Below are 23,176 nucleotides of genomic sequence, written 5' to 3' on the forward strand. Positions count from 1 at the left end.
TTATAAGTTATTTAGCTTTCCTAGTAACTGAACAAGCTTACTTTTTGTTTTTGCATACTCATATTGGCTTTTTATCTCTTTTAAATTACTTTCAATTAATTTAACCTCTCTGTAATTAATTAAGAACAACGAACTTTCTCCTAGATAAAATTTTCGCTCTTCACTTTTAACAATTATTTTATAATCACTTACTAAGTTTTTTAAAATAGTATTTTGTTTTTGGTACGAAGTGATTTCTTGCTTAGTAGCATTAATTTTATTTTGTAAAACTATTTTTGTGGCATTGATTTCAAAGTCTAAATCTTGTAACTTTAGTTTAGCAAGTTTTAAATCTCCTCTAGATTTTCTTAGAAATAACGGAACACTAACCTGTAAAGAATTTTTATAATTAGCAACATTAAAAGCATCTAGATTATTAACTTTTGAAGCCAAGAAATTGTGTTGAAAATCTATTTTTGGTAATAAATTATTAACTTTTAGTCGTTTGTTTATTTGTAAATTTTTCTTCTTTAATTCGAGTAATTTTAATTTAGGGTGCTTATCGAAATTACTTTGAACGATATGATTTGTAGACGTTTTTAATATTGAGTCAATTTTAGAGAAAGTACTTGTATCTGGAATCATTTCGTCTTTTAATTCCATAGGTATGTTATTATTAATCCACAAATAGTTAGAAAATTCTAATTTTGATTTTACCTGTTTAATGAAAGCTTTTTCTAAATCTAATTTTCTGTTTTTTAAATTTATACTTGCTTCTAATGTATCTACAGCAGCTTTGTCACCAGCTTTAAAATTTTTAACAACATTTTTTAACCGAATAGCTGCATTCGTATAGTAATTTTTATAAACTGCATATTGTTGGTAATATTGAATCCAGTTTAAGTAAGAAGAAATTGCATTAAATAAAACAGTATTTACAAGTAATTGTTGTTCTAACTCACCTTGTTTAGTGTATAATTTAGCCTGTTTTAACGTAGCCATTCTTTTATTAATAAATAAATTTCTTGCTAACGGAATAGAAACACCTACATTGTATAAACCATTTTTAGGGGTTTTAAACTGTGGGTTTAAATATTGACCTGAGTTATTCTCGTAACTAGCTTTTAATTCAATACCATACCAAGTAGGAATCTTAAAAGTTGAGATTAATTTTTTATAATAATCAGTGTTTTTAAACTCTTTTCTATTGTAATCAACTTCAATTTTAGGATCAAAAGCACCACGCGCTTTCATTAATTTTGCTTCGTTGGTGTTGGTAATAAGTTTAGCCTGTTTTATAACAGGGTGGTATTTTTTTACATATCCTAAACTCTCTTCTAACGAAAGTATGTTTGTTTGTTTATTTTGAGAAAAAGAAGCAAAACTTATGAGTAGATATAAAAAAGGTATTTTTTTCATTATTTCTTTTTCTTTGATTTAGTTTCTTTTGTTTTAGGTTGGTAAAAATTAGGAGGAAAACTATTAATTTGTCTCCATAACTCATACCAAATAGGTACATTTTCTAATAAAGCAATTGTTTTTGCTCCAGAACCTACTCTAATTGCTTCTGGCCAAGGTTGATTTACGTTATTAGGAGCTATTAGAACTCTATATTTGCCATTATTGCTAATGAAATTTTCGATAGCAATAATTTTAGCTTCATAAGTACCTGTAGACATATTGGGCCAACCACTAAAGATTATAGCAGGCCAACCATCAAATTGAACACGAACTTTTTCGTTAACATGTATAAGTGGTAAATCAATAGGTCTTATAAACATTTCAACTGCTAAATCATATACAGCAGGCATTATATTTATTAATTGCTCCCCCTCCTTAAAGGTTTCTCCAATACCAGCCTTTATAGCTTTATTTATATAGCCATCTTGTGGGGCTGTAATGTATAATAAAGAACTTCTTTTGTTATAATTAGCCAAATTTGTTTCTAACTTAGATACTTGTATTGCTGTTTCATAAGCACCAGATTCTGCTGAATGCAACGTACTTTGCGCTTTAGATAATTTATCAATATAAGAAGCTTTAATGCTAGAAATAGTTAGTTTAGCGTTAATAATGTTGTTCTTAGAGGTTAAAAGTTTGTTTCTTTGAGAAATTACTTTAGCAGAAAGTTCTTGAAGTTTTGCTTTCTTTTCCTCAACATGTTTTACTGCCTTTAATCCTTCTTGTTGTAAAGTATAAGTTCTGTCGTATTGAGTTTTTGCTATATCTTTTTTTATAATAATAGTCTCTAAATCAATACTATCACTTTTAACTTTTAGGTATGCTTGTTGTAATTTATTTTTTGCTTGTTGTGATTTTAAACTTTGTTCATTTCCTATAGCGATAATTTGCCTTTTTAAAGCATTTATTTTATTACCATAAGATTTTTCAGAAAGACTTTTCGAGTCAATTTGATTCGCTGTTCTTTCAGCTAGTTTTGTATCGAAATAATTACTTTTTATTTCTGAAATTCTTAATATAGTATCACCTTTTTTTACAAAATCACCTTCTTTAATAAACCACTCTTCAATACGACCAGGTATTTGAGATTGTATAGTTTGAGGACGTTGGTTTGGTTTTAACGTAGTTACGTTACCTGTGCTAGTTACATTTTGAGTCCACGGTAAAAACATGGTAACGATAACCATTAATAAAAAGAAAAGTAAAAATTTTTTAAATAATTTATGATGTGCTTTTTTAAAAATTCTATCACCTGATTTAAAAGTTGATAAATTGACTTGATCAGAAATGGTATTGTTAGATATGTTTAACATTTATTTCTATGAATTATAAGTTAACAATTGCTCCTTTCTTAAGCGTAATTTGTTTGTTGCATTTCTCTTTCCAATTATCATTACTACTAATAATAATTAAGCTCCAAGGTTGTGAAGGCTTTGTAATAAAATCGATAATACTCTTAGCCTCTTTTTTATCTAATTGATCAAGAGGGTCTTCTAGTATTAATAATTTTGGCTTTCTTATAATAGCCCTAGCTAAAATTATTTTTTTAGAAATAGTGTAGCCAATATGTTTTCCTTCAGGTTTTAAATAAGTATCTAAACCATTAGGTTGATGTTTTAAGAATTCGGTTAAACCAACAGTATTAAAAATTTGATAAATATCATCATCTGTAATAGTGGTATCTCCAAAAGTTACATTTTCTCTTATAGTACCTTTAAAAGGAGTTTCTTCTGATAAAGACAACCCCAAATTAGCTCTGTAATTATTAAGATATAAGCTACTTAAAGATAAGTCATTTATAAAAATTCCACCAGAAGTTGGTTCTACCAGACCAGATATTAATTGAGCTAAGCTAGATTTTCCAGAACCACTTTCTCCTTGAATTAAAATTCTATCTTTTGCCGCTATCTCAAAAGAAATATCACTTAAAATGGGGTTGTTTCTATTACTAACATAATAAGAAACGTTTTGAAGTTCAACTTTAAACGAGTTTGTTATGTTAATGTTATTCCCTTTTTGATTTTCAATTGGTTTGTCAATAACCTGACCTAGCTTTTCAATAGATGTAAGTACATCGTAAAAAGACTCTAAACCTAAAATTAATTTTTCAACAGAAGCGATTACTAACAGTATAATTATTTCAGCAGCAACAAATTGACCAATGTTCATTTTTTGGTTTAAAACTAAAAACCCACCCATTAATAACAGCCCTGCAGTAATAATTACTTTAAAACTAATCATTTGAATGTACTGAATAATTAAAATTTTAAAATGATTTTCTCTTGAATCTAAATAATCATTTACAAGAATATCACTTTTATCTACTGCTAGTTTTGTTTTACCAGACAATTTAAAACTAATAATTGTTCTAGCAATTTCTTGTAACCAGTGAGCTACTTTGTATTTGTTTTTAGATTCTTTTAAACTTGTTTCTAAACCAATCTTGGCAGTGTATTTAAATACTACAAAAATTAAAACTAATAGTAAAACCCCAAATAAGATGAAAAAAGGATGGTAAAAAGAAAGTAATAACAAAGCAAAAATAATTTGTAACAATGCAGAAGGAACATCTATTAATATTTTAGAAATTCCTTTTTGAATAGTTAGTGTATCAAAAAATCTATTTGCTAGTTCAGGCGGATAATAGTTTCTTAATTCGCTCATTTTTATTTTAGGAAAACGATAACTAAGCTCTAAAGAAGCTTTTGTAAAAATACGTTGCTGTATCGTTTCAATAATTCTTATTTGCATTAGTTTTAAAACCCCGCTAAAGGCAACACCAGCGGTAACCAATATAACCAGAACAATCCATGAGGCTGAAATTTCAGCTCCTTGTAGCAAATTTATAATTGCTTGAATACCTAATGGCAGCGATAGGGCAACGATACCTTCAAAAATTGCATAATAAGATATTTGTAAAACATCTTTCTTTTCAAGACTTAAAAGACCAAGAAAACGTTGCCAAGGTGTTAATGTATTATTTTTTGTCATTTGCAAGACTATTTAAAGTTAAATCAAGAAAAAATGATGTTGGAGATATCGAATCATTACAATTAGTTAATGATTTAAAATGTTGTTTAATAAATTGCTGGTGCAATGCTCCTTCAATAATAGTACTCGCTAATGTAAGAGGGTGTTGGTAGGTATTATTATAATTAGATATAATGTCGGCTAAACGCTTTACTACTTCTTTATATAATTTAAAAAAACCATCTTTATTTTCGGTATCTACTTCTTTTGTAGAATACGATTTAGAATTTTCATTAATTACAATTAAGTTTAATAAAATCTCATTAATATGTGAGAAATTACTGTCTTGCTCGGTTGTTTTCGTTACTATTTGAATGGCTTTTGTTAATTTTTCTTTAGCATCATGAATGCTATATGTTTCTATAACTAATTGATATTGTATCCACCCCCAATACCAAGAGGTTAAATAAATTAGTAATTTATGTTTGCTTTCAAAATACCTGTAAACCGAACTTTCGTTAGAGCCTATTAATTTACCAAGTTTTTTAAAATTGAAGCTTTCAAACCCAATAATTTCAATTAATTTAATACTGTTTTCTACAATTCTTTTACCTAAATCTGAAGTTTCAGGGTCTTTGAGATAGATGCCAGAAGGAATTTCAATCTTAATATTTGATAAAAAATTTTTCATAAATAAATATTATATGTGCAAATGTAATAGTATTACTATTAATAAAGAAAGTAAATGTGTTAATTTAATAATAAATTAGTTTTTTTAGGGATTACAAAAACTCACAAACACTTATTTTTTTATACATTTTACTACAACGCTTCATATAAAAGGTATGTGAAATTAGATTTGTGTAAATAAAATAATATTATGAAAACACATACATCAACGGGGGACTTTTTAGGGCATCCTAAAGGATTACTTTATTTATTTTTTGCAGAACTATGGGAACGATTCTCTTTTTACGGAATGCGTGCGTTACTTGTTTTATACATGACAAAGCATTTATTGTATTCTGATGAGATGTCATTTGGTGTTTACGCAGCCTATATGTCTTTAGTATATGTAACTCCAATGATTGGAGGTATTCTTGCTGATAAAATTTTAGGGTTCAGAAAAGCAATTTTATTAGGTGGAATATTAATGTCATTAGGTCATTTTTTACTAACCTTTGAACAGCCAATATTTTTCTATGGTTCCCTAGCTTTAATTATTGTAGGTAATGGTTTTTTTAAACCAAATATTTCTTCTTTTGTAGGTAATTTATATAAACAAGGAGATGTTCGTAGAGATGCAGGCTTTACTGTTTTTTATATGGGAATAAATATTGGTGGGGCAGTTGCTCCATTAGCTTGTGCATGGTTTGCTGAAGTTTATGGTTGGCATTATGGTTTTGTGTTAGCAGGTATTGGTATGTTGTTAGGTTTATTAGTTTTTCAAAGAGGTCTTAAAAACAATACTTTTGAGGATAAAGGTTTAATCACAAATTCAATATTATATAACGAAACAATTTTTGGAATTAAAAAGGGTACGGCTATTATTATAGGAGCTTTCTTATCGGTACCAATTTTTGCATTGATTGTACGCTTTCATCAGTTTGAACATTATCTAGTTTGGGTAGTTTCTATGTTTTTAATAGGCTATATAGCATATATTTTAAAGCAGGTAAGCAAATCAGAAAAGCAACGTTTATTAGTTGCTGTTTATTTTACGGTTTTATACACATTGTTTTCGGCTATTTTCGAACAAGCAGGAAGTTCTTTAACTCTTTTTGCCGATAGGAATGTAAACTTAATAGGTATGAATGCCGCAGGAACCAATAGTATTAACTCGGGGTTTATAATTCTGTTAGCAATTCCGTTTTCTATGCTATGGACATTTTTAAATAAAATAAATAGAAATCCAAATTCAGTAATTAAATTCGGATTAGGGTTGTTATTCTTAGGTTTAGGATTTGTTATTTTCGGAATGTCAGCAAACCAAGTAGATGAGTTTGCAAAAACACCAATGCTATATCTTATTGTAGGTTATTTAGTGTTAACTATTGGAGAATTATTTTTATCTCCAATAGGATTGTCTAAAATGACAGAACTATCACCCATGAAATATGTGGCTTTTATAATGGGAGTTTGGTTTTCTGCTAATTTTTATGGACATTATTTTGCAGGTAAAATAGCAAAATTAACAACTGTATCAGAAGGAGATTTGGGCGTTTTTTCAGCAGGCTTTTTTGGAGAGATTGCACAGTTTGTAACTGGGCTATCAAATACCATCGTTTTAGAAAAAGGAATCGTTTTTCAGCAGCTGTATTCTTACGTTTCGGTATATGCTAATTTAGGTCTAATTGCTTCATTCATTGGAGTTTTAGTTGTGTTATTCTCAAATCCAATAAAAAATATGATGGGTGAAATTCATTAATTTTAAATGCTTTAGTAGTGTAAAAAATAAGGAATATGATAATCTAAGCATTTTTAATATCTTGGTATTATGGAAAATAACGAACAATATTTTGTAATTAATAAAGAAACTTGGAATAAAAAGGTTGCGGTACATGCTAAAAGTGATATGTATGATTTAGATGTATTCAAAAAAGGTAAGAGTTCATTAAATAAATATGAGTTAGATGCCTTAGGTGATGTTTCTGGTAAATCATTATTGCATTTGCAATGTCATTTTGGGCAAGACACGTTAAGTTTATCAAGGATGGGAGCTAAGTGCACCGGGATAGATTTGTCTGATGAAGGAATTAAATTGGCAAAAGCGTTAAATAAAGAATTAAGTTTAGACGCAAAATTTATATGTTGTAATGTATATGATACCAATAAATATGTATTAGAAACTTTTGATATTGTATATACAAGTTATGGTGTTATTGGTTGGCTGCCTGATTTAAAACCTTGGGCAAAAGTAATTACAGCTAGTTTGAAAACTGGAGGAACCTTTTTTATGGCAGAATTTCATCCGATTGTATGGATGTTCGATTATCAAGATAACAAAACCGTGATGCGTTATAAATACAATCAAAAAGAAGTTATTTACGAAGAGTATTCAGGAACTTATGCTGATATTAATGATGAAATGCTAACCAAAGAATATGGTTGGAATCATGGTTTGGGTGATGTGGTTACTGCTCTAGTTTCTGAAGGTTTACAGATTGAATTTTTAAGAGAATATGACGAGTGTCCATACAATGTATTACCAGATTTAGAAGAAGAAGAGAACGGAATGTTTGCAACAAAAGATAAACTTTATCCTTTAATTTATACACTTAAAGCAACAAAACCATAAGATAGAGATCTTATGGTTTTGTTATATGAAAAAGATATTTGTAATTTTTGTACGGTATTGATAATGCAATAAGTTAGGTATTTGAAGTTAGCGAGTTGTTATGTTGTTTAAAAGACCAAATAAGGAAAGTTTATTTTATTACATTTACAAAAAAAAATAAATGAAAAACGATAGTCTATACACCACTGTATTTGGTAAAAGAATAAGTATTTTCTTGATTATACCGCTTTTTTTAGTAACTGCCTTTGTAATGTTTTTTGTATTAGTAGAATTATCAAACTCTTTTACTTTTACTGCTTTTCTAATGCTTATGCCTCCTGTGCTTATTAAAGCTTTCGTTCAAGAACTTTTGGGAATATTTAATGTAAATAGGAAAATAAAGGATAAGCTTAGTCTTATAATTTGTATAATAATTTTATCCGTGTTTTTATTAATATTTTCATCCGGGCTATTAAAAACAACAATTATTTATATTGCATATTATCTATATTGTAAATTTATTTTTGAGGTAGCTGTTAATGATCAAGCATAAGTAGGTCTATTAATTTTATGTTCTTTATAAGTTGTAGATTTTATCTTTTGCTAATACTTTAAAGAGGTAAATTACCTCAATATTTTTGCGAATAGGGTCAATTGTATATTGAATTCATATTAGTTTAGAAAAAATAGAAACCATAATATTTGAAGTTTAATATTACTACCAAAATAAAAAACCATAGGAAAGCTCCTATGGTTTTATTATTTTGATAAGTTTACTGTTATTTAAACGTTGAAGTGATGTTTATTGCTACCTCATCCCAAGTTTTAGAAACACCATCAGCTCCTTTATGTAAATCTTTACAAGCTTCATTTAAAGATGTTAAAGCTTTTTGTGCATTCCAATCTGTAATCTTTAGGCTTCCTGTTAAATTAAAAACCTTTCCGCTTATAGTATATTTAAAAGGAAGTTTCTTTGTAACTCCATTCATGGTAATATCAGAAAATCCAATAGAATCATTTTCTAAAACTAATTTACCAGAAAGTAATTCTGTTTTATCCATAATACCAAAGAAGAACTTTTTAATCTTAAAATCTCTACTTGTATCTTTAGTAAAAACACTACTTACTGGAATAGAGAATTCAGCATTATTAATAGCTTCTTTAAGGGTGTTACCTTCTCCATTAGAAGTAATAGTTACTTTTTGAAATTGTCCGTTAACAGGTAGTTTTTCAGTTGTCTTATATGCAGTCCAGTTTATTTTATTATCGGCATCCTGTAATACAAAAGCAGTTTTCTTTTCAACTTTTATTGCTTCTTTTTTAACAGGTGTTTCTTTTTTTGCTTCTGATTTACAAGAAACAATACTACTAATTGCAATAAAAATTGCAGCTAAACGAATGATTTTTTTCATGATAGTTATTTTATAATTGAATTGACTAAGTTGATGTATTCTTGTTTTGCTTGGTCTTCGCTCATTCCTTTTAATTGCATCCAAGCATTAAATTTAAAAGCATTTCTTAAGCCATTATTTGTGTTAAAGGAAAAATGATCTCCTTTAACAGCTTGTTTGTAATAAGCATATAATTTAAGCATAACATCAGGAGGAAGCCTTTCTTTTAGTTTAGAGGCCTCCTTGTATGCTTTTTGAAATTGTATGTCTAAATCATTTACCATAAATACTAATAAGGTATATAATTATATTTTTACATTATATAGTGTATATACAAATATACGAAGGGAGCTAGGAAAAACAAACTGTCTAGCCTATCTAATAAACCTCCATGTCCAGGCATTATTGTGCCACTATCTTTAACTTTTGCTTGTCTTTTAAATTTAGATTCTACTAAATCACCCAAAGACCCAAAAATAGCTACAATAACAGCAATGATTATCCAATTTGAAATAGAAAAATAAGTAGAGTATTTTCCAATGATAAAGCCAGCAATAACTGCGAATAATAATCCTCCAATAAAACCTTCAATCGTTTTTTTAGGAGATACAGATTCAAATAATTTATGTTTCCCAAAATTTTTTCCTACTAAGAAAGCAAAACTATCATTTGTCCAAATCATTAAAATTATAAAAATAATTATATTAGGATTGTAATCGTTTTCAATAAAAGGCAATTTTATTAAAAAATAAAAAGGCAAAATTAGGTAGGTAATATGTAAAGTTATTTTTTGAGTAATAGTAGCCGTTTTTATTGGTTTTGTACTTATTAGGTAATAAAGTAGTACTAGTAAACCAACAAAAGAAAAACCAATAAGGAAACTATCTACAGAAGAGGGTACTGTGATAATACATAAAATGATAATACCTGCTAAAATTAAATATGGAATAATGTTTTTTAGTTTTAGCATTCTTGAAAATTCAAAAACACATATAGCGGAAAAAACACTAATTAAGCCGATGTAGGATTCTGCAGAAAAAAGAATAGCAGAAATAAAAATTATAGCATAAACAAGTCCAGAAATACTTCTTGTTATAAGGTTGCGCATAGTTTATAAATCTTCAAAGAGTAGCAAATATAAGTTTTTTGAATTACTGTTACCGTAAGTTAAAAAACTATCATCGTCAACGTCAATTTTATAATTAGTTATAGAGCTAATATTTGTAGGTATATTACCTTGAAAGTTTGTTTTAATACCCGTTAATCCTTCTCCCATATTTTTCACCAACTGGCTTGTAGTAGCATATACCACAAAATGTTTTGAAAGAGAGGATAGTTTATCGCTTCCAATTTGATTAGAAGAAAACAAAATATCTCCTTTGTTAGCAATTAAATGCTCACAAGAAGTGAAATAAGGGGTGTTTTCAGAAGTTTTTTTTTGAATATTAATATCTAGTTTATCTGTAATCTTTAGTAAATCGAAATCAGAACAAGTAATTTTGTTCCAGTTGTTTTCTTTTAAAATTTCTTTTAAATTACTCGCTACTTCATTTATAGATGTACAGTATAAAAATCGACCTCCTTTACTGATGAAATTATGGACAAAAGAATCATCTAAAGACAAATTAACTTCTTGTTCGTTAATTTGTCTTTCTGTAGATGATTTTTTGTATGATTTATATATTTTCTTGAAAATATTCATTCAAATAAACTATTCTTCAGTTACAGTATTTGTTTTTTCTTCTTTTTTATCAAAAGGTCTTTCTCCAAACACTTTCACTAAGTCATCTTTAAACATAACTTCCTTTTCAAGTAATAACTCTGCAAGTTGGCTAAGTTTATCTTTATGTTCACTTAAAAGTTCAATAGCTCTTTGGTATTGATTTTCAATCATTTTAGAGATTTCTTCATCAATAGTTTTAGCAGTATCATCACTATATGGCTTTACAAAAGAATCATTTCCTGATGAATCATAATAAGTAACATTACCTACTTTATCGTTTAAACCATAAACAGTAACCATTGCTCTGGCTTGTTTCGTAACTTTTTCTAAGTCACTTAAAGCACCTGTAGAAATTTTATTAAACATCAACTTTTCCGCAGCTCTACCACCCATAGTAGCACACATTTCATCAAGCATTTGTTCGGTTTGAATAATTTTTCTTTCTTCAGGAAGGTACCAAGCTGCACCTAATGATTGACCACGAGGAACAATTGTTACCTTAACTAAAGGAGCTGCATGTTCTAACATCCAACTAACAGTAGCATGACCAGCTTCATGAAAAGCAATAACTTTCTTTTCTTTTGGTGTAATTACTTTATTTTTCTTTTCTAAACCACCAACAATTCTATCTACAGCATCTAAGAAATCTTGATGCTCAATAGCTTCTTTATTGTTTCTCGCGGCAATTAAAGCAGCTTCGTTACATAAATTAGCAATGTCAGCTCCAGAAAAACCAGGAGTTTGTTGTGCTAATAATTCTAAATTAGCGTTTTCAGCTAATTTTAAAGGTTTTATATGTACTTCAAAAATTTCTCTACGTTCATGTAAATCTGGTAAGTCAACATAAATTTGACGATCAAAACGACCAGCACGCATTAAAGCTTTATCTAATACATCAGCACGGTTTGTTGCAGCTAATACAATAACATTTGTATCAGTTCCAAAACCATCCATTTCTGTTAAAAGTTGATTTAACGTGTTTTCACGCTCATCGTTACCCCCAGTCATACTATTTTTACCTCTTGCACGACCAATTGCATCAATTTCATCAATAAATATAATTGAAGGAGACTTTTGTTGAGCTTGTTTAAATAAATCTCTAACACGAGATGCACCTACACCAACAAACATTTCTACAAAATCAGAACCAGATAAAGAGAAGAAAGGAACTCCTGCTTCACCAGCAACAGCTTTTGCTAATAAGGTTTTACCTGTTCCAGGAGGTCCTACTAGTAAAGCTCCTTTAGGTATTTTACCACCAAGTTTAGTGTATTTTTCAGGTGTTTTTAAGAAGTCAACAATTTCTTGAATTTCTTCTTTAGCACCTTCTAAACCAGCTACATCTTTAAATGTTGTTTTAACTTTTGTATCTTGATCAAAAAGCTTAGCTTTAGATTTACCGATATTAAAAATTTGACCACCACCGCCAGCTCCAGATCCACCACCAGACATTCTTTTCATAAAGAAAAGCCAAATACCTATTAGTAAGATAAAAGGAAGAAAGTCAAACAATGTTTTCATTAAACTTGTTGGCTCTACATTATTTATGTCAAAATCAAGATTATTATCAGTTCTTTCTTTTTTAATTTCATTTTCGAAATTTTGTAAATCACCAAAATTATATGTGTATAAAGGTGATCCTTTTCTGTAAAAAGGAGAATCTGTTAATTTTTTATGCTCTTCTTTTTTCTCAGCCTCACTCTTTAAGAAAATTTGAGCAAGGTTATTATTCTCAATAACGATTTTTTTAATATCGTTTTTTAGTAAAATTTTAGAGAATTCGTTTTCTGTAATATTACGAGAACCTAAATTACTTGAATTAAAAAAGCTTAACCCTAATAGTACTACTATTATAGGTATATATAGCCAAAATGAATTAAAAGTAAATTTTGGTGTGTTTTTTTTCTTATCACTCATACAATTAATGTGTCTAAATTATTAGCAATTATGATGGGTTAATTTCAGTGATTTTAGCATCACCCCAAAGACTTTCAATATCATAATAATCACGAACTTGTTTCTGGAAAATATGAACAACAACATTTACATAGTCCATTAAAACCCATTCAGAATTTCCTTGTCCTTCAATATGCCAAGGTTTATCCTTAAGTTCTTTACTAACCATTTTTTGAACAGATCCTGAAATAGCATTAACTTGCGTATTTGAATTACCCGAACAGATTACAAAATAATCACAAACGGTGTTCTCAATCTCTCTTAAATCTAGTAATTGGATGTTTTCTCCTTTTACCTCGTCAATCCCTTTTATAATCACAGAAATTAAATCATCTGTGCTTGCTTGTTTTTTTGTCATCAAAAAAAATAATTTTTAGCAAAGTTATTATTTTTTTGCGAGTATATTGCTTAATATTGGCACTTGTTTTACTCACAAAATCTATATGAAAATAATCAAACTTGATGCCATTGATTCAACCAATTCTTTTTTGAAGAATATGGCAGTAAAAACAGTTGTAGATGACTTTACTGTTGTAGTAGCAAGAAAACAAACTTCGGGGAGAGGACAAATGGATGCTCATTGGGACGCTGAGGCGGGTAAGAGTTTGACTTTTAGTGTTTTTTGTAGGTTTTCTGATTTAAGTATTACAGACTATAAGTATTTAAACTATTGTGTTTCTTTAAGTGTTTATGAGACTATTAAATGTTTGAAAATACCTAGGTTAGCTATTAAATGGCCTAACGACATTATGGCAGTTAATAAAAAAATAGTAGGTATTTTAATTGAAAACACGTTGAATCTTAATAAAATAACTTCTTCAGTTATAGGTATTGGTATTAATGTTAACCAGGATAATTTTTCTGATGAATTACCGAATGCGTCTTCATTAAAAATGATTTTAAAAAAAGAAACAGATTTAGATTTTTTGATGAATAGCTTTTTAGAAATTTTTAAAGAAAAAATAAAAATACTAAAAGCAAAAGAATATTCACTTTTAGAAAGAGAGTACTTAAGTGTTTTATATAAAAAAAATGTTCCGAGTATGTTTAAAAACAATCAGAACATTTTATTTATGGGTAAAATTATTGGAATATCCGATAATGGAAATATTCAAATAGAATTAGATAACGAAACTGTAAAAGATTTTGGTCTTAAAGAAATTTCGTTTGTTTAAATTATATTTTTGCAATATTTTCAGTTAAAGTATCAATAAACTTAGTTAAAGGTTTTTTAACCATCATTGCCATCATTGCATTAAACTCACCATTAAAGTTTAAAATAACTTCACTCTCTTCTTTAGAAATTTCAGAAATATCAGCAGATAAAGTAAAAGGTAATTTACTGCTTGCTGCACCTAATGTAACATTAGAATGTGCAGTTTTTTCTTTCATTACTAATCTTATTTCTGGCATTCCTTTTAATCCAAAAATAAAACTATCTCCATCTACCTCAAATTTTTGAGTATTTTCTGGCATTAATTGTTCAAAGTTATCTAATTTTATTAAAAAGTTAAAAACTTCTTCTGTAGATTTTTTTACAACTACTTTGTTTCCTTCAATATTCATTTGCTTTGTTTTTCTTTATTGTTTCCACTGACTAGGTGCCATTCTCCAGTCTTTTAAAGTATTTAATTCTTGGTTGGTAATGTATTTGCTATCTAAAGCTTGTTCAAGTAAATATTCATAATTACTTAATGTAGTAAGCTCTATATTATCATTTTTAAAATTTTCAGAAGCAATTTCAAAACCATATGAAAATATAGCAATCATACCTTTAACATTTGCATTTGCTTCTTTTAAAGCTTTTACTGCATTTAAACTACTCTTACCTGTGCTTATTAAATCTTCAATAACCACTACATTTTGCCCGCTTTCTAAATGACCTTCTATTTGGTTTTTTCGACCATGTTTTTTAGGTTCAGGTCGTACATATACGAAAGGAACTCCTAATTCTTGAGCAACTAACATTCCAATAGCAATTGCGCCAGTAGCAACACCTGCAATTACATCAGGTTTACCATGTTTTTGTTCAACTAACTTAGCTATTTCTTCTTTTAAAAAATTTCTAACTGGCGGATATGATAATGTAACTCTATTGTCACAGTATATAGGTGATTTCCAGCCAGAAGCCCATGTGAAAGGTTCGTTAGGGCTTAGTTTAATAGCTTTTATTTGCAGAAGAAGTTCGGCAGTTTTTTTTCCTGTATCTTTGTTAAAATCCATAAATGCAAATGTATAAAGTTTTTGTTAATGATAAACCAATAATCTTTACAACTTCTATAAAAAATGAAGAAGATTATGTCGTTTTTATTTACAAAAATATAATAATGAGTGAACTTATTTATAAATTAAAATTAAATAAACTAGAAGGTGTATATATTTATACAACTAACATTGTGAGAGATTGGGAAGGATTTAAAAATAAATTTAAAATTATTGTTTCAGCTGGTGGACTTGTTATAAATGATAAAAAAGAGTTTTTGTTTATTTTTAGAGGTAAAAAATGGGATTTACCTAAAGGGAAGAGAGAAAAGGGTGAAGAGCTAGAAGAAACTGCTCTTAGAGAAGTTGAAGAAGAATGTGGTGTATCGAGTTTAACTATTAAAAGAAAACTTATAGAAACTTATCATTTTTTTATTGATAAAGGAAAGTATAGGTTAAAAGAAACACATTGGTATTTAATGCATTCTTCATGTGATAAAGAATTAACTCCACAACTTGAAGAAGGCATAACCAAAGTAATGTTTAAAAACCTTGAAGATACAAGAAAAGCTTTGAGAAATACGTTTTATAACATTATTATGGTTTTTAAAACTCAGGAAAACTTCATTGATTTGTGACACTATGTCATTATATATATGCTATTACAATAAGTTTTCTGCCAAAATAAAAGTAAAAACTTGTTGGCACACACTTTGACTATTACTACTCGTAAAATTGAATCAAAAAATTAAGATAAAATAGTTAATTATGAGTAAAATTATAGGAATTGATTTAGGAACCACAAATTCATGTGTTTCTGTAATGGAAGGAAATGAACCAGTTGTTATTCCTAATGCTGAAGGGAAAAGAACTACACCATCTATCGTAGCATTCGTAGAAGGAGGAGAGCGTAAAGTTGGTGATCCAGCAAAGCGTCAGGCAGTAACTAACCCAACAAAAACAGTTTATTCTATTAAACGTTTTATGGGTAACAAGTTTTCTGAATCTTCAAAAGAAGCAGGAAGAGTACCTTATAGTGTTGTAAAAGGAGATAATGATACTCCACGTGTAGATATTGATGGTCGTTTATATACACCTCAAGAAATTTCTGCAATGGTATTACAAAAAATGAAGAAAACAGCTGAAGACTATTTAGGTCAAGATGTTTCTGAAGCTGTAATTACTGTACCAGCATATTTTAACGATGCACAACGTCAAGCTACAAAAGAAGCTGGTGAAATTGCAGGATTAAAAGTACGTCGTATTATTAACGAACCAACTGCAGCTGCTTTAGCTTATGGTTTAGATAAATCTCACGATGATAAAAAAATAGTTGTTTTTGATTTTGGAGGAGGAACTCATGATGTTTCTATCTTAGAATTAGGAGACGGTGTATTTGAAGTATTAGCTACTGATGGTGATACTCACTTAGGAGGAGATGATGTAGATGAAAGAATCATTAACTGGTTAGCTGAAGAGTTTCAAGCTGAAGAAGCGATGGATTTACGTAAAGATCCAATGTCTTTACAGCGTTTAAAAGAAGCTGCTGAAAAAGCGAAGATTGAATTATCTAGTACAACTTCATCTGAAATTAATTTACCATATATTACTGCTACTGCTTCAGGACCAAAGCACTTAGTTAGAACATTAACAAGAGCTAAATTTGAGGCTTTAATTGATGATTTAATTAAAAGAACTATTGAGCCTTGTGCTACTGCATTAAAAAATGCTGATTTAACGATTGATGAAATCGATGAAATCGTATTAGTAGGTGGTTCAACTCGTATTCCTGCAATTCAAGAAGCTGTTGAGAATTTCTTTAAAAAATCACCAAGTAAAGGAGTAAATCCTGATGAAGTAGTTTCTTTAGGAGCTGCAATTCAAGGAGGAGTTTTAACTGGAGATGTTAAAGATGTATTGTTATTAGACGTTACGCCTTTATCTTTAGGAATTGAAACTATGGGTAACGTATTTACAAAGTTAATCGATGCAAATACTACTATTCCAACAAAAAAATCTCAAGTATTTTCTACAGCAGTAGATAATCAACCATCTGTAGATATTCATGTTTTACAAGGTGAAAGAGCAATGGCAGCAGATAACAATACAATTGGACGTTTTCAATTAACAGATATTCCTCCAGCACAAAGAGGAGTTCCTCAAATTGAAGTAACTTTTGATATTGATGCAAACGGAATCATTAAAGTATCTGCATCTGATAAAGCTACAGGTAAAACTCAAGATATTAAAATCGAAGCTTCTTCAGGTTTATCAGAAGAAGAAATCGAGAAAATGAAAGCTGAAGCTGAAGCAAATGCTGATGCTGATGCAAAAGCAAAAGAAACTGCAGAAAAAATCAACGAAGCTGATTCTATGATTTTTCAAACAGAAAAGCAATTAAAAGAATTTGGAGAGAAATTATCTGATGATAAAAAAGCTCCAATTGAAACTGCTTTGGTTGAATTAAAAGCTGCTCACGAATCTAAAGACTTAGCTCAGATTGATGCAGCTATGGCAACGATTAATGAAGCTTGGAAAGTAGCATCTGAAGAAATGTATGCAGCGCAAGGTGGTGCTGATGCAGGAGCGCAACAACAAGCTCAACCAGAAGCAAACGCTCAAGAAGATAATGTTGAAGATGTAGATTTCGAAGAAGTGAAGTAATACATTAAATTATACATGTTAAGATCCCATTGCAAGAAATTGTAATGGGATTTTTTATTTTCATTATTTTAATAATAACTACATTTGGCTATATAGATACGATAAATAGTTTTGAAGAGAATTTATATATACTTGTTTTTTATTCTTTTAATTTTTACAATTAAAGTAACAGCTCAGCACCCTTTTTTTACTCACTTAACTGAGAAAGATGGTTTGCCTGATATAGAGTTTTATAGTATTGTAGAAGATAGTAAAGGTTTTATATGGTTAGGAGCTGATAAAGGTCTTTTTCGTTATGATGGTAAAGAATTTAAAAACTATACACATCCAAAAAAAAGAGGATTATCTGTTTTTGGTTTAGAGATAGATTCAAAGGGGAGAATTTGGTGTAATAATATTTCTGGACAATTTTTTTATGTAGAAAATGACGAGTTAATTCTTTTTAAAGATTTAAAAGAAGAGGTAAAAGGACAGTTAGCGGTGTTCTCTTTTTATCAAAATGACTTAATAACAAGTACAGAAACAGGAATGTATAACATCAATGTGGATAATTTGTTGCAGAATAGATTGTTTGATAAAAAGGCTGGTTTCTATCCTTTTAATGTTAAAAAAAATAGTTTAATTAGTTTGTATGACCATGAAGTAATGGTTACAAAAAAGAAGCAAAAATCAGTTGTAAAGTATGATCTAGGGACATATAAGAAATATGAATTTAATAAATGGCAAATTACGTCATTTAAGAATAAAGATTTAATCTATGCTCATAATACGAATGACTTAAAAGTAAAACCAAAATTATTTTACGAACAAAAAGATCAGTTAAAAGAGGTTGTTTTACCTGAAAAAATACAAAATAATGTAATTATTACATTTTATGAGCAAAATGAAGAGCTTTGGCTTTGTACAGACGGAGGGTTGTTTATTTATGAATTAAACAAAGGTAGATTAATATATAAGAGAACTTATTTTAAAGGTAAGTTGGTTAGTGGAGTTTTAAGAGATCGAAATAATAATTATTGGATTACCACTTTAAGAAATGGAATATACATAATTCCTAATTTATATATAGAAAGGTATGATATAGATGATAAAAAAATGAATATTAGTGCAATGAGTCGTATTGGTAAAGATTCATTAATCATCGGTTCAACAAAAGGGCATTTAGGAATTTTAAACAAGAAAAAAAATGAATTAACATTTTTTAGAAAAGAATATAATGATAAGGTGTATTCTATTCGTGATAGTAAGAATAAGGTTTATTTAAGTTTAGGAGTAAGCTCTTCTATATATGATAAAAATAGAAAAATAATTTATGAAGATAGATTTTGTGCAAACGCTAAAGATTTATCGTTAATTGATGAAAGTAATATATTATATGCATCTCATAATTCGGCAACAATTATAAATATTGAAAATAAAAGTGTTTGTCTTTTAAAAAAAGCTAGAGCCTACACTACATATTATAGTACTAAAAAAGAGATATATGTAGGGTATGTTGATGGGGTAGAGAAGTATGATAAACAAAAAATAGCTTCAAAAATACTATTTAATAACAAGCCAATTTTTGCAATAGATATTACTGAAACAGCAGATGGCACTATTTGGATATCAACCTTTAAGGATGGATTAATTGGTGTTAAGAATGGTAAAGCAGTACTTAATTATACAGTAAATAACGGCTTGTTGTCTAATCAGACAGGTAAGATAAAAGGGGATGGAGAATTACTTTGGATAGCTTCGGATAAAGGATTGCAAGCACTAAATGTTAGGACTGGTGAGATTAAAAATTTAACTAAAAAGGATGGTATAAATTCTTTTAATATTTCTGAAATTTTACCTTTTAAAAAAGTGTTGTTTTTTAGTTCAAATAAGGGGTTATTTAAAATAAATAAGGAGAAGGTTTTTAAAGTTAGAAATATTTTAGATTTTTATTTCACCTCTGTCTTGATAAATGATAAGGAGGTTGTTGAAAAAGAAAAGTATGTGTTATCTTCTAAAGAAAAGAAGATAAAGTTCGGATTTCATACGAATGGTTTTTTGGCTGAAGATAACATTGTGTTTAAGTATAAGTTAATAAGTGATTTAGATGTAGGTAAATGGAGTACAATTGATAAAGGAGTAAACCAAGTTACATTTAATAATCTTGCTGCTGGGAGGTATAGTTTAAAACTAAAAGCAATAGAATTAAATGGAAAAAAAGAAACAACTGAAAAACTAATTGTTTTAGAAGTAAAATTACCATTTTATAAAGAATGGTGGTTTTTATTAACGATAATAACGTTTTTATTCATTTTAATCTGGTTTTTTTTTACAAAAAGATTTGATGAACTCGAAAAAAGTCAAAGGCAAGCCATTGAAAAAGAGCGAATGCAAAGGGCGTTAGTTGCGTCAAAATTAGAAACACTACAATCTCAAATGAATCCGCATTTTACCTTTAATGCATTAAATTCAATTCAAAATTTAGTATTGAAAGGAAATAAACAAGAAGCATATAATTACCTAACTAAATTTTCATTACTGTTAAGGGAAAACCTATTATTGAGTACTAAAAGTTTTGTGTATTTTGATGAAGAATTATCGCTAATTAAAAAATATTTAGAATTAGAAAAACTTAGGTTTAGAGATAATTTTGTGTATGAAATAAAAGGAGAGGAGTTTATTGATGATATTAAGATACCAACGATGATTATTCAACCATTTATTGAAAACGCAATAAAGCATGGCTTACATCATAAAATAAAAGGTCTTAGAAAAATAAAAATTGAATTTTCTCAAGAAAATCTCTTTAAGTGTATAATAACAGATAATGGAATCGGTTTTAAAGCAGCGGCTGAAATAAACAAAAGAACAAAAAATAAATCTGTATCCTTTTCAACAAAAGCGATAAATGATAAGCTTAAAATATTGAAAGAATTTTATAAGACAGATATTGGTTTTGAATATGTAAGTACAGAAAAAGGGACTAAAGTGATTCTTAAAATACCATTTAAGCATTAAAATAAATTCTTTCGGAAAGTATTTTAAAGCATTCGAAAAATTTATTTACCTTTTTAAAAATAAAAGTAGCATCTTTAAAAATTAGGTTTACTAAATTATAAATAGTTCTGTCTACGATTCTTTTGGGTGAATGAATAAGTTTTTAAAAATATATCATTATTTATTAAACATAGGAGTTACTTCTAAAAAGAATAATGAGTATAAAAAAATAAGACTTTTAAATGCTTTTTGCATGACATGGTCGGTAATGATTGTTATTATAACAATATTCGATCTAATATTTAACAGAGAGATTGAAGAAAGCTTAATCTTACATACGATTTCTTATTTTATTATTGGTTTTATTTTTTATTTTCAAAGAAAGAAAAAATATACATTGGCTAGAGTTCTATTTATAACAGCTATTATTAGTGTTACATTTATTTTTGCCAATTTTATCACACCGCAGTCACTAATAGAAAATTTTTACTTTGTGTACCCTTTAATAGGTATATTGTTTATAGATAAAAAAGTAATAAATGTTTCGTTTTTACTTCTTTGTTTTTGCTTGTATTTCTTACCAAATATTTTTCTTAATATATATCCAGAAAATATGATTTTACCTGTATTGGTTTTTTGTGTTTTTTTAGGAATATTTGTTATTTTAAATTATTCAGAACAGTTAAATAAAAAACAAGAAAAAAAACTGTTAAAGCGTAAATTGGCATTAGAAGAAGCGTATTTTAAATTAGAAAAACAAAAAGAAAGCGAATTAACCCTTTTAAGGTTGCAAACATTAAAGGCACAGATGAATCCTCATTTTATGTTTAATACAATGAATTCTATTCAGAATTTAATTTTAAAAGATAATAAAATAGAAGCATATGATTTCTTTATAAAATTTTCGTCCTTAATGAGAGAAAATTTAAAAACAAGTGGTGATAGTTTTGTGAGGTTAAGAACAGAGCTGTCTATTATTAAAAGTTATTTAGAGTTAGAAAAACTTAGATTTGGTTCAGAATTTAAGTTTATTATAGAAGAGTTAAATTTTGATGAAGAAATTGAAATTCCTTCAATGATAATTCAACCTTACATAGAGGAGGCAATTAGATGTCGATTATTGCATTTAAAAGAAGGTGATAAAAAGATTACAGTCCGATTTTATTTAGAAGACAAAGTGTTGGTTTGTGAGGTATTTGATAATGGAATTAGCAATTTATCTAAAGAAAAGAAACAAGAGATATCATCAAGAAAAATACTAGAAAAAAGACTTGTACTCTTAAAAGAATATTATAAAACAGATATTGGTTTTGAGTACATAGTAATACCGTTGGGTACTAAAGTAACAGTAAAAATACCATATACTTTTTCACATGAATAAAATAAGTGCAATATTAGTAGATGACGAAATTAACGCAAGAGAAAATTTAAGGATTTTATTAAATAATTTTTGTAGTAATGTAAATATTTTAGGGGAAGCAACGAATGTTGATGAAGCGGTATTTGCAATAAGAAAATATCAGCCGCAAATAGTATTTTTAGATATAGAGATGCCTCAGAAAAATGGTTTTCAATTGTTAGAGGAGTTTGATGAAATAAAATTTCACGTAATTTTTGTAACTGCATATGATAGTTATGCTATAAAAGCATTTCAAGTTTCTGCGATAGATTATCTTTTAAAGCCTATAGATATTTCTTTGTTAGAAAAAGCAATTAAAAAAGCAGAGAAATATATAGAAAATAGTAATCAAGGTTCAAGAATTAACTTGTTGCAAGAAAATAAAAAAGAAATAACAAAAATTGCAATTCCTTATAAAAGCGATTATGCTATTGTAAATGTCAATGATATATTATTTATTGAAGCTGATAGAATGTACTCTGTAATTTATACAGTTAAAGGAAAAGAGTTTGTGGTTGCAAAAAAACTGAATTATTATGAAGCTCTTTTTTCTGAAAAGGGTGTGTTTATTAGGGTTCATAGATCATGGATTGTTAATATAAACCAGATAGATACTTACTCAAAAAAAGAGAAAAAAATTGTTTTAAAGACTAAATTTAAAGTACCTGTAAGTAAAAGTTTTAAAGAGAATTTTGAAAAACTTTTTTATATGTAGAAATTTTTCTTTAATTTTAGTAGGAAAAAAGGAAAGAATATTGCTTCATTACTATTTAATATAATCGTTTTAGTTTTGTGGTGAGTCTTAAAGATTAAAGTAATAATAATTTAAATTAATGAAAGATGAAAAAAGTAATTGTGTTAATTGGAGTGATAGGTTTACTATCTTTTAGTAGCGTATCAAGTGAAGTTACGGTTAAAGAAAATACTAAAAAAGAAATGGCTTTAGATGGTATCTTTTTTTTAATTAATAATACTGCAAGTGATGTGCCTGTTTACGTAGGTGCAGACCCTGTAGTTTTAAAAAGGGGATCAAGAGCTCTTATTTCTTGTGTAATAGGTAAAGAAATACGTTTTGACAATGGTGGTGTACAAGGAGATGTTATTTTTACAATAGATAGTAGTCATTGTGGTATATCACTAATGCTGTCTAATTTCTAAACGATATTTTTAAAATTTTA

General features: G+C 28.2%; 22 protein-coding genes. 10 read left to right on the forward strand and 12 right to left on the reverse strand.

Features of this window, described 5'->3' with window-relative positions; all coding sequences use genetic code 11:
• The 4 genes from H518_RS0103055 to H518_RS0103070 are packed head-to-tail and all read right to left on the reverse strand — an operon-like array spanning position 1 to position 5,101.
• Positions 1-1,398 carry a TolC family protein gene (locus tag H518_RS0103055; protein ID WP_028887701.1) on the reverse strand — a complete coding sequence of 466 codons (1,398 nt, stop codon included), beginning with the start codon at positions 1,396-1,398 and terminating at the stop codon, positions 1-3.
• On the reverse strand, positions 1,398-2,753 hold the full coding sequence (locus tag H518_RS0103060; RefSeq protein WP_028887702.1) for an HlyD family secretion protein: 1,356 nt from the start codon (positions 2,751-2,753) through the stop codon (positions 1,398-1,400). The genes H518_RS0103055 and H518_RS0103060 overlap by 1 nt, the downstream gene beginning before the upstream one ends.
• A 13-nt stretch (positions 2,754-2,766) precedes the next feature.
• A complete protein-coding gene (locus H518_RS0103065; RefSeq protein ID WP_205618003.1) occupies positions 2,767-4,431 on the reverse strand; it encodes a peptidase domain-containing ABC transporter in 1,665 nt (554 codons plus the stop codon).
• Positions 4,418-5,101, reverse strand: a complete 684-nt coding sequence (locus tag H518_RS0103070) for a TetR/AcrR family transcriptional regulator (RefSeq protein ID WP_028887704.1) — start codon at positions 5,099-5,101, stop codon at positions 4,418-4,420. Before H518_RS0103070 ends, H518_RS0103065 begins: the two co-directional genes overlap by 14 nt.
• Positions 5,102-5,290: 189 nt before the next feature.
• Here H518_RS0103070 and H518_RS0103075 point away from each other — a divergent pair, with 189 nt between their 5' ends.
• The 3 genes from H518_RS0103075 (at position 5,291) to H518_RS0103085 (ending at position 8,240) form a co-directional block, all read left to right on the forward strand.
• The gene (locus H518_RS0103075; protein ID WP_028887705.1) at positions 5,291-6,838 is read left to right on the forward strand and encodes a peptide MFS transporter; all 1,548 of its coding nucleotides are present in this window, start codon (positions 5,291-5,293) and stop codon (positions 6,836-6,838) included.
• Positions 6,839-6,907: 69 nt separating this feature from the next.
• Positions 6,908-7,708 (forward strand): class I SAM-dependent methyltransferase, encoded by an 801-nt coding sequence (locus H518_RS0103080; protein ID WP_028887706.1) that lies wholly within the window; start codon positions 6,908-6,910, stop codon positions 7,706-7,708.
• 160 nt (positions 7,709-7,868) lie between these two features.
• Positions 7,869-8,240, forward strand: coding sequence for a hypothetical protein (locus tag H518_RS0103085; protein WP_028887707.1), 372 nt, complete (start codon positions 7,869-7,871; stop codon positions 8,238-8,240).
• Positions 8,241-8,466: 226 nt separating this feature from the next.
• Here the strand turns inward: H518_RS0103085 and H518_RS0103090 are convergent, their stop codons facing one another.
• From H518_RS0103090 to rsfS, 6 genes are read right to left on the reverse strand one after another with little or no spacing between them, the layout of a single operon-like run.
• Positions 8,467-9,099 (reverse strand): YceI family protein, encoded by a 633-nt coding sequence (locus H518_RS0103090; RefSeq protein ID WP_028887708.1) that lies wholly within the window; start codon positions 9,097-9,099, stop codon positions 8,467-8,469.
• A 5-nt stretch (positions 9,100-9,104) separates the two neighbouring features.
• Positions 9,105-9,362 carry an acyl-CoA-binding protein gene (locus H518_RS0103095; protein ID WP_028887709.1) on the reverse strand — a complete coding sequence of 86 codons (258 nt, stop codon included), beginning with the start codon at positions 9,360-9,362 and terminating at the stop codon, positions 9,105-9,107.
• A 29-nt stretch (positions 9,363-9,391) separates the two neighbouring features.
• Entirely contained in the window at positions 9,392-10,186 is a 795-nt protein-coding gene (locus H518_RS0103100) for a phosphatidate cytidylyltransferase (protein ID WP_028887710.1), read from the reverse strand.
• Between the two features lie 3 nt (positions 10,187-10,189).
• Positions 10,190-10,780, reverse strand: coding sequence for an LUD domain-containing protein (locus H518_RS0103105; protein ID WP_028887711.1), 591 nt, complete (start codon positions 10,778-10,780; stop codon positions 10,190-10,192).
• Between the two features lie 9 nt (positions 10,781-10,789).
• Complete coding sequence (ftsH, locus tag H518_RS19135) at positions 10,790-12,718, reverse strand: ATP-dependent zinc metalloprotease FtsH (protein ID WP_043706423.1); 1,929 nt, start codon at positions 12,716-12,718, stop codon at positions 10,790-10,792.
• A 28-nt stretch (positions 12,719-12,746) separates the two neighbouring features.
• Positions 12,747-13,115: a ribosome silencing factor gene (rsfS, locus tag H518_RS0103115; protein ID WP_028887712.1), complete on the reverse strand. Its 369-nt coding sequence runs from the start codon at positions 13,113-13,115 to the stop codon at positions 12,747-12,749.
• A gap of 85 nt (positions 13,116-13,200) precedes the next feature.
• Between rsfS and H518_RS0103120 the strand changes: the two genes are divergently transcribed.
• Complete coding sequence (locus tag H518_RS0103120) at positions 13,201-13,932, forward strand: biotin--[acetyl-CoA-carboxylase] ligase (protein ID WP_028887713.1); 732 nt, start codon at positions 13,201-13,203, stop codon at positions 13,930-13,932.
• Between the two features lies 1 nt (position 13,933).
• On the opposite strand, the gene H518_RS0103125 is transcribed toward H518_RS0103120, so the two are convergent.
• The gene (locus tag H518_RS0103125) at positions 13,934-14,323 is read right to left on the reverse strand and encodes an orotate phosphoribosyltransferase (RefSeq protein WP_028887714.1); all 390 of its coding nucleotides are present in this window, start codon (positions 14,321-14,323) and stop codon (positions 13,934-13,936) included.
• Positions 14,324-14,338: 15 nt separating this feature from the next.
• Positions 14,339-14,980 carry an orotate phosphoribosyltransferase gene (gene pyrE, locus H518_RS0103130; RefSeq protein ID WP_028887715.1) on the reverse strand — a complete coding sequence of 214 codons (642 nt, stop codon included), beginning with the start codon at positions 14,978-14,980 and terminating at the stop codon, positions 14,339-14,341.
• Positions 14,981-14,982: 2 nt separating this feature from the next.
• On the opposite strand from pyrE, the gene H518_RS0103135 reads away from it, so the two are divergent.
• The 6 genes from H518_RS0103135 (at position 14,983) to H518_RS0103160 (ending at position 23,156) form a co-directional block, all read left to right on the forward strand.
• Positions 14,983-15,597: an NUDIX hydrolase gene (locus H518_RS0103135; RefSeq protein WP_028887716.1), complete on the forward strand. Its 615-nt coding sequence runs from the start codon at positions 14,983-14,985 to the stop codon at positions 15,595-15,597.
• A 130-nt stretch (positions 15,598-15,727) separates the two neighbouring features.
• On the forward strand, positions 15,728-17,623 hold the full coding sequence (gene dnaK, locus H518_RS0103140) for a molecular chaperone DnaK (protein WP_028887717.1): 1,896 nt from the start codon (positions 15,728-15,730) through the stop codon (positions 17,621-17,623).
• 111 nt (positions 17,624-17,734) lie between these two features.
• Positions 17,735-20,620, forward strand: a complete 2,886-nt coding sequence (locus H518_RS0103145; RefSeq protein WP_155995141.1) for a sensor histidine kinase — start codon at positions 17,735-17,737, stop codon at positions 20,618-20,620.
• A gap of 130 nt (positions 20,621-20,750) precedes the next feature.
• Positions 20,751-21,980, forward strand: coding sequence for a sensor histidine kinase (locus tag H518_RS0103150; protein ID WP_028887719.1), 1,230 nt, complete (start codon positions 20,751-20,753; stop codon positions 21,978-21,980).
• On the forward strand, positions 21,973-22,713 hold the full coding sequence (locus H518_RS0103155; RefSeq protein ID WP_043706404.1) for a LytR/AlgR family response regulator transcription factor: 741 nt from the start codon (positions 21,973-21,975) through the stop codon (positions 22,711-22,713). Before H518_RS0103150 ends, H518_RS0103155 begins: the two co-directional genes overlap by 8 nt.
• A 125-nt stretch (positions 22,714-22,838) precedes the next feature.
• On the forward strand, positions 22,839-23,156 hold the full coding sequence (locus tag H518_RS0103160; RefSeq protein WP_028887721.1) for a hypothetical protein: 318 nt from the start codon (positions 22,839-22,841) through the stop codon (positions 23,154-23,156).
• The last annotated feature ends 20 nt before the right edge of the window (positions 23,157-23,176 follow it).

The sequence above is a fragment of the Tenacibaculum ovolyticum DSM 18103 genome, assembly GCF_000430545.1.
GTDB classification, from domain to species: domain Bacteria; phylum Bacteroidota; class Bacteroidia; order Flavobacteriales; family Flavobacteriaceae; genus Polaribacter; species Polaribacter ovolyticus.

Bases quoted from the DNA above. Each gene is read 5' to 3' on its own strand.
- H518_RS0103095 (WP_028887709.1), bottom strand. From the start codon at position 9,362: ATGGTAAATGATTTAGACATACAATTTCAAAAAGCATACAAGGAGGCC.
- rsfS (WP_028887712.1), bottom strand. From the start codon at position 13,115: ATGACAAAAAAACAAGCAAGCACAGATGATTTAATTTCTGTGATTATA.
- pyrE (WP_028887715.1), bottom strand. From the start codon at position 14,980: ATGGATTTTAACAAAGATACAGGAAAAAAAACTGCCGAACTTCTTCTG.
- H518_RS0103105 (WP_028887711.1), bottom strand. From the start codon at position 10,780: ATGAATATTTTCAAGAAAATATATAAATCATACAAAAAATCATCTACA.
- H518_RS0103055 (WP_028887701.1), bottom strand. From the start codon at position 1,398: ATGAAAAAAATACCTTTTTTATATCTACTCATAAGTTTTGCTTCTTTT.
- H518_RS0103075 (WP_028887705.1), top strand. From the start codon at position 5,291: ATGAAAACACATACATCAACGGGGGACTTTTTAGGGCATCCTAAAGGA.
- H518_RS0103085 (WP_028887707.1), top strand. From the start codon at position 7,869: ATGAAAAACGATAGTCTATACACCACTGTATTTGGTAAAAGAATAAGT.
- H518_RS0103160 (WP_028887721.1), top strand. From the start codon at position 22,839: ATGAAAAAAGTAATTGTGTTAATTGGAGTGATAGGTTTACTATCTTTT.
- H518_RS0103090 (WP_028887708.1), bottom strand. From the start codon at position 9,099: ATGAAAAAAATCATTCGTTTAGCTGCAATTTTTATTGCAATTAGTAGT.
- dnaK (WP_028887717.1), top strand. From the start codon at position 15,728: ATGAGTAAAATTATAGGAATTGATTTAGGAACCACAAATTCATGTGTT.
- H518_RS0103100 (WP_028887710.1), bottom strand. From the start codon at position 10,186: ATGCGCAACCTTATAACAAGAAGTATTTCTGGACTTGTTTATGCTATA.
- H518_RS0103150 (WP_028887719.1), top strand. From the start codon at position 20,751: ATGAATAAGTTTTTAAAAATATATCATTATTTATTAAACATAGGAGTT.
- H518_RS0103135 (WP_028887716.1), top strand. From the start codon at position 14,983: ATGCAAATGTATAAAGTTTTTGTTAATGATAAACCAATAATCTTTACA.
- H518_RS0103125 (WP_028887714.1), bottom strand. From the start codon at position 14,323: ATGAATATTGAAGGAAACAAAGTAGTTGTAAAAAAATCTACAGAAGAA.
- H518_RS0103070 (WP_028887704.1), bottom strand. From the start codon at position 5,101: ATGAAAAATTTTTTATCAAATATTAAGATTGAAATTCCTTCTGGCATC.
- H518_RS0103060 (WP_028887702.1), bottom strand. From the start codon at position 2,753: ATGTTAAACATATCTAACAATACCATTTCTGATCAAGTCAATTTATCA.
- H518_RS0103155 (WP_043706404.1), top strand. From the start codon at position 21,973: ATGAATAAAATAAGTGCAATATTAGTAGATGACGAAATTAACGCAAGA.
- H518_RS0103120 (WP_028887713.1), top strand. From the start codon at position 13,201: ATGAAAATAATCAAACTTGATGCCATTGATTCAACCAATTCTTTTTTG.
- ftsH (WP_043706423.1), bottom strand. From the start codon at position 12,718: ATGAGTGATAAGAAAAAAAACACACCAAAATTTACTTTTAATTCATTT.
- H518_RS0103065 (WP_205618003.1), bottom strand. From the start codon at position 4,431: ATGACAAAAAATAATACATTAACACCTTGGCAACGTTTTCTTGGTCTT.
- H518_RS0103080 (WP_028887706.1), top strand. From the start codon at position 6,908: ATGGAAAATAACGAACAATATTTTGTAATTAATAAAGAAACTTGGAAT.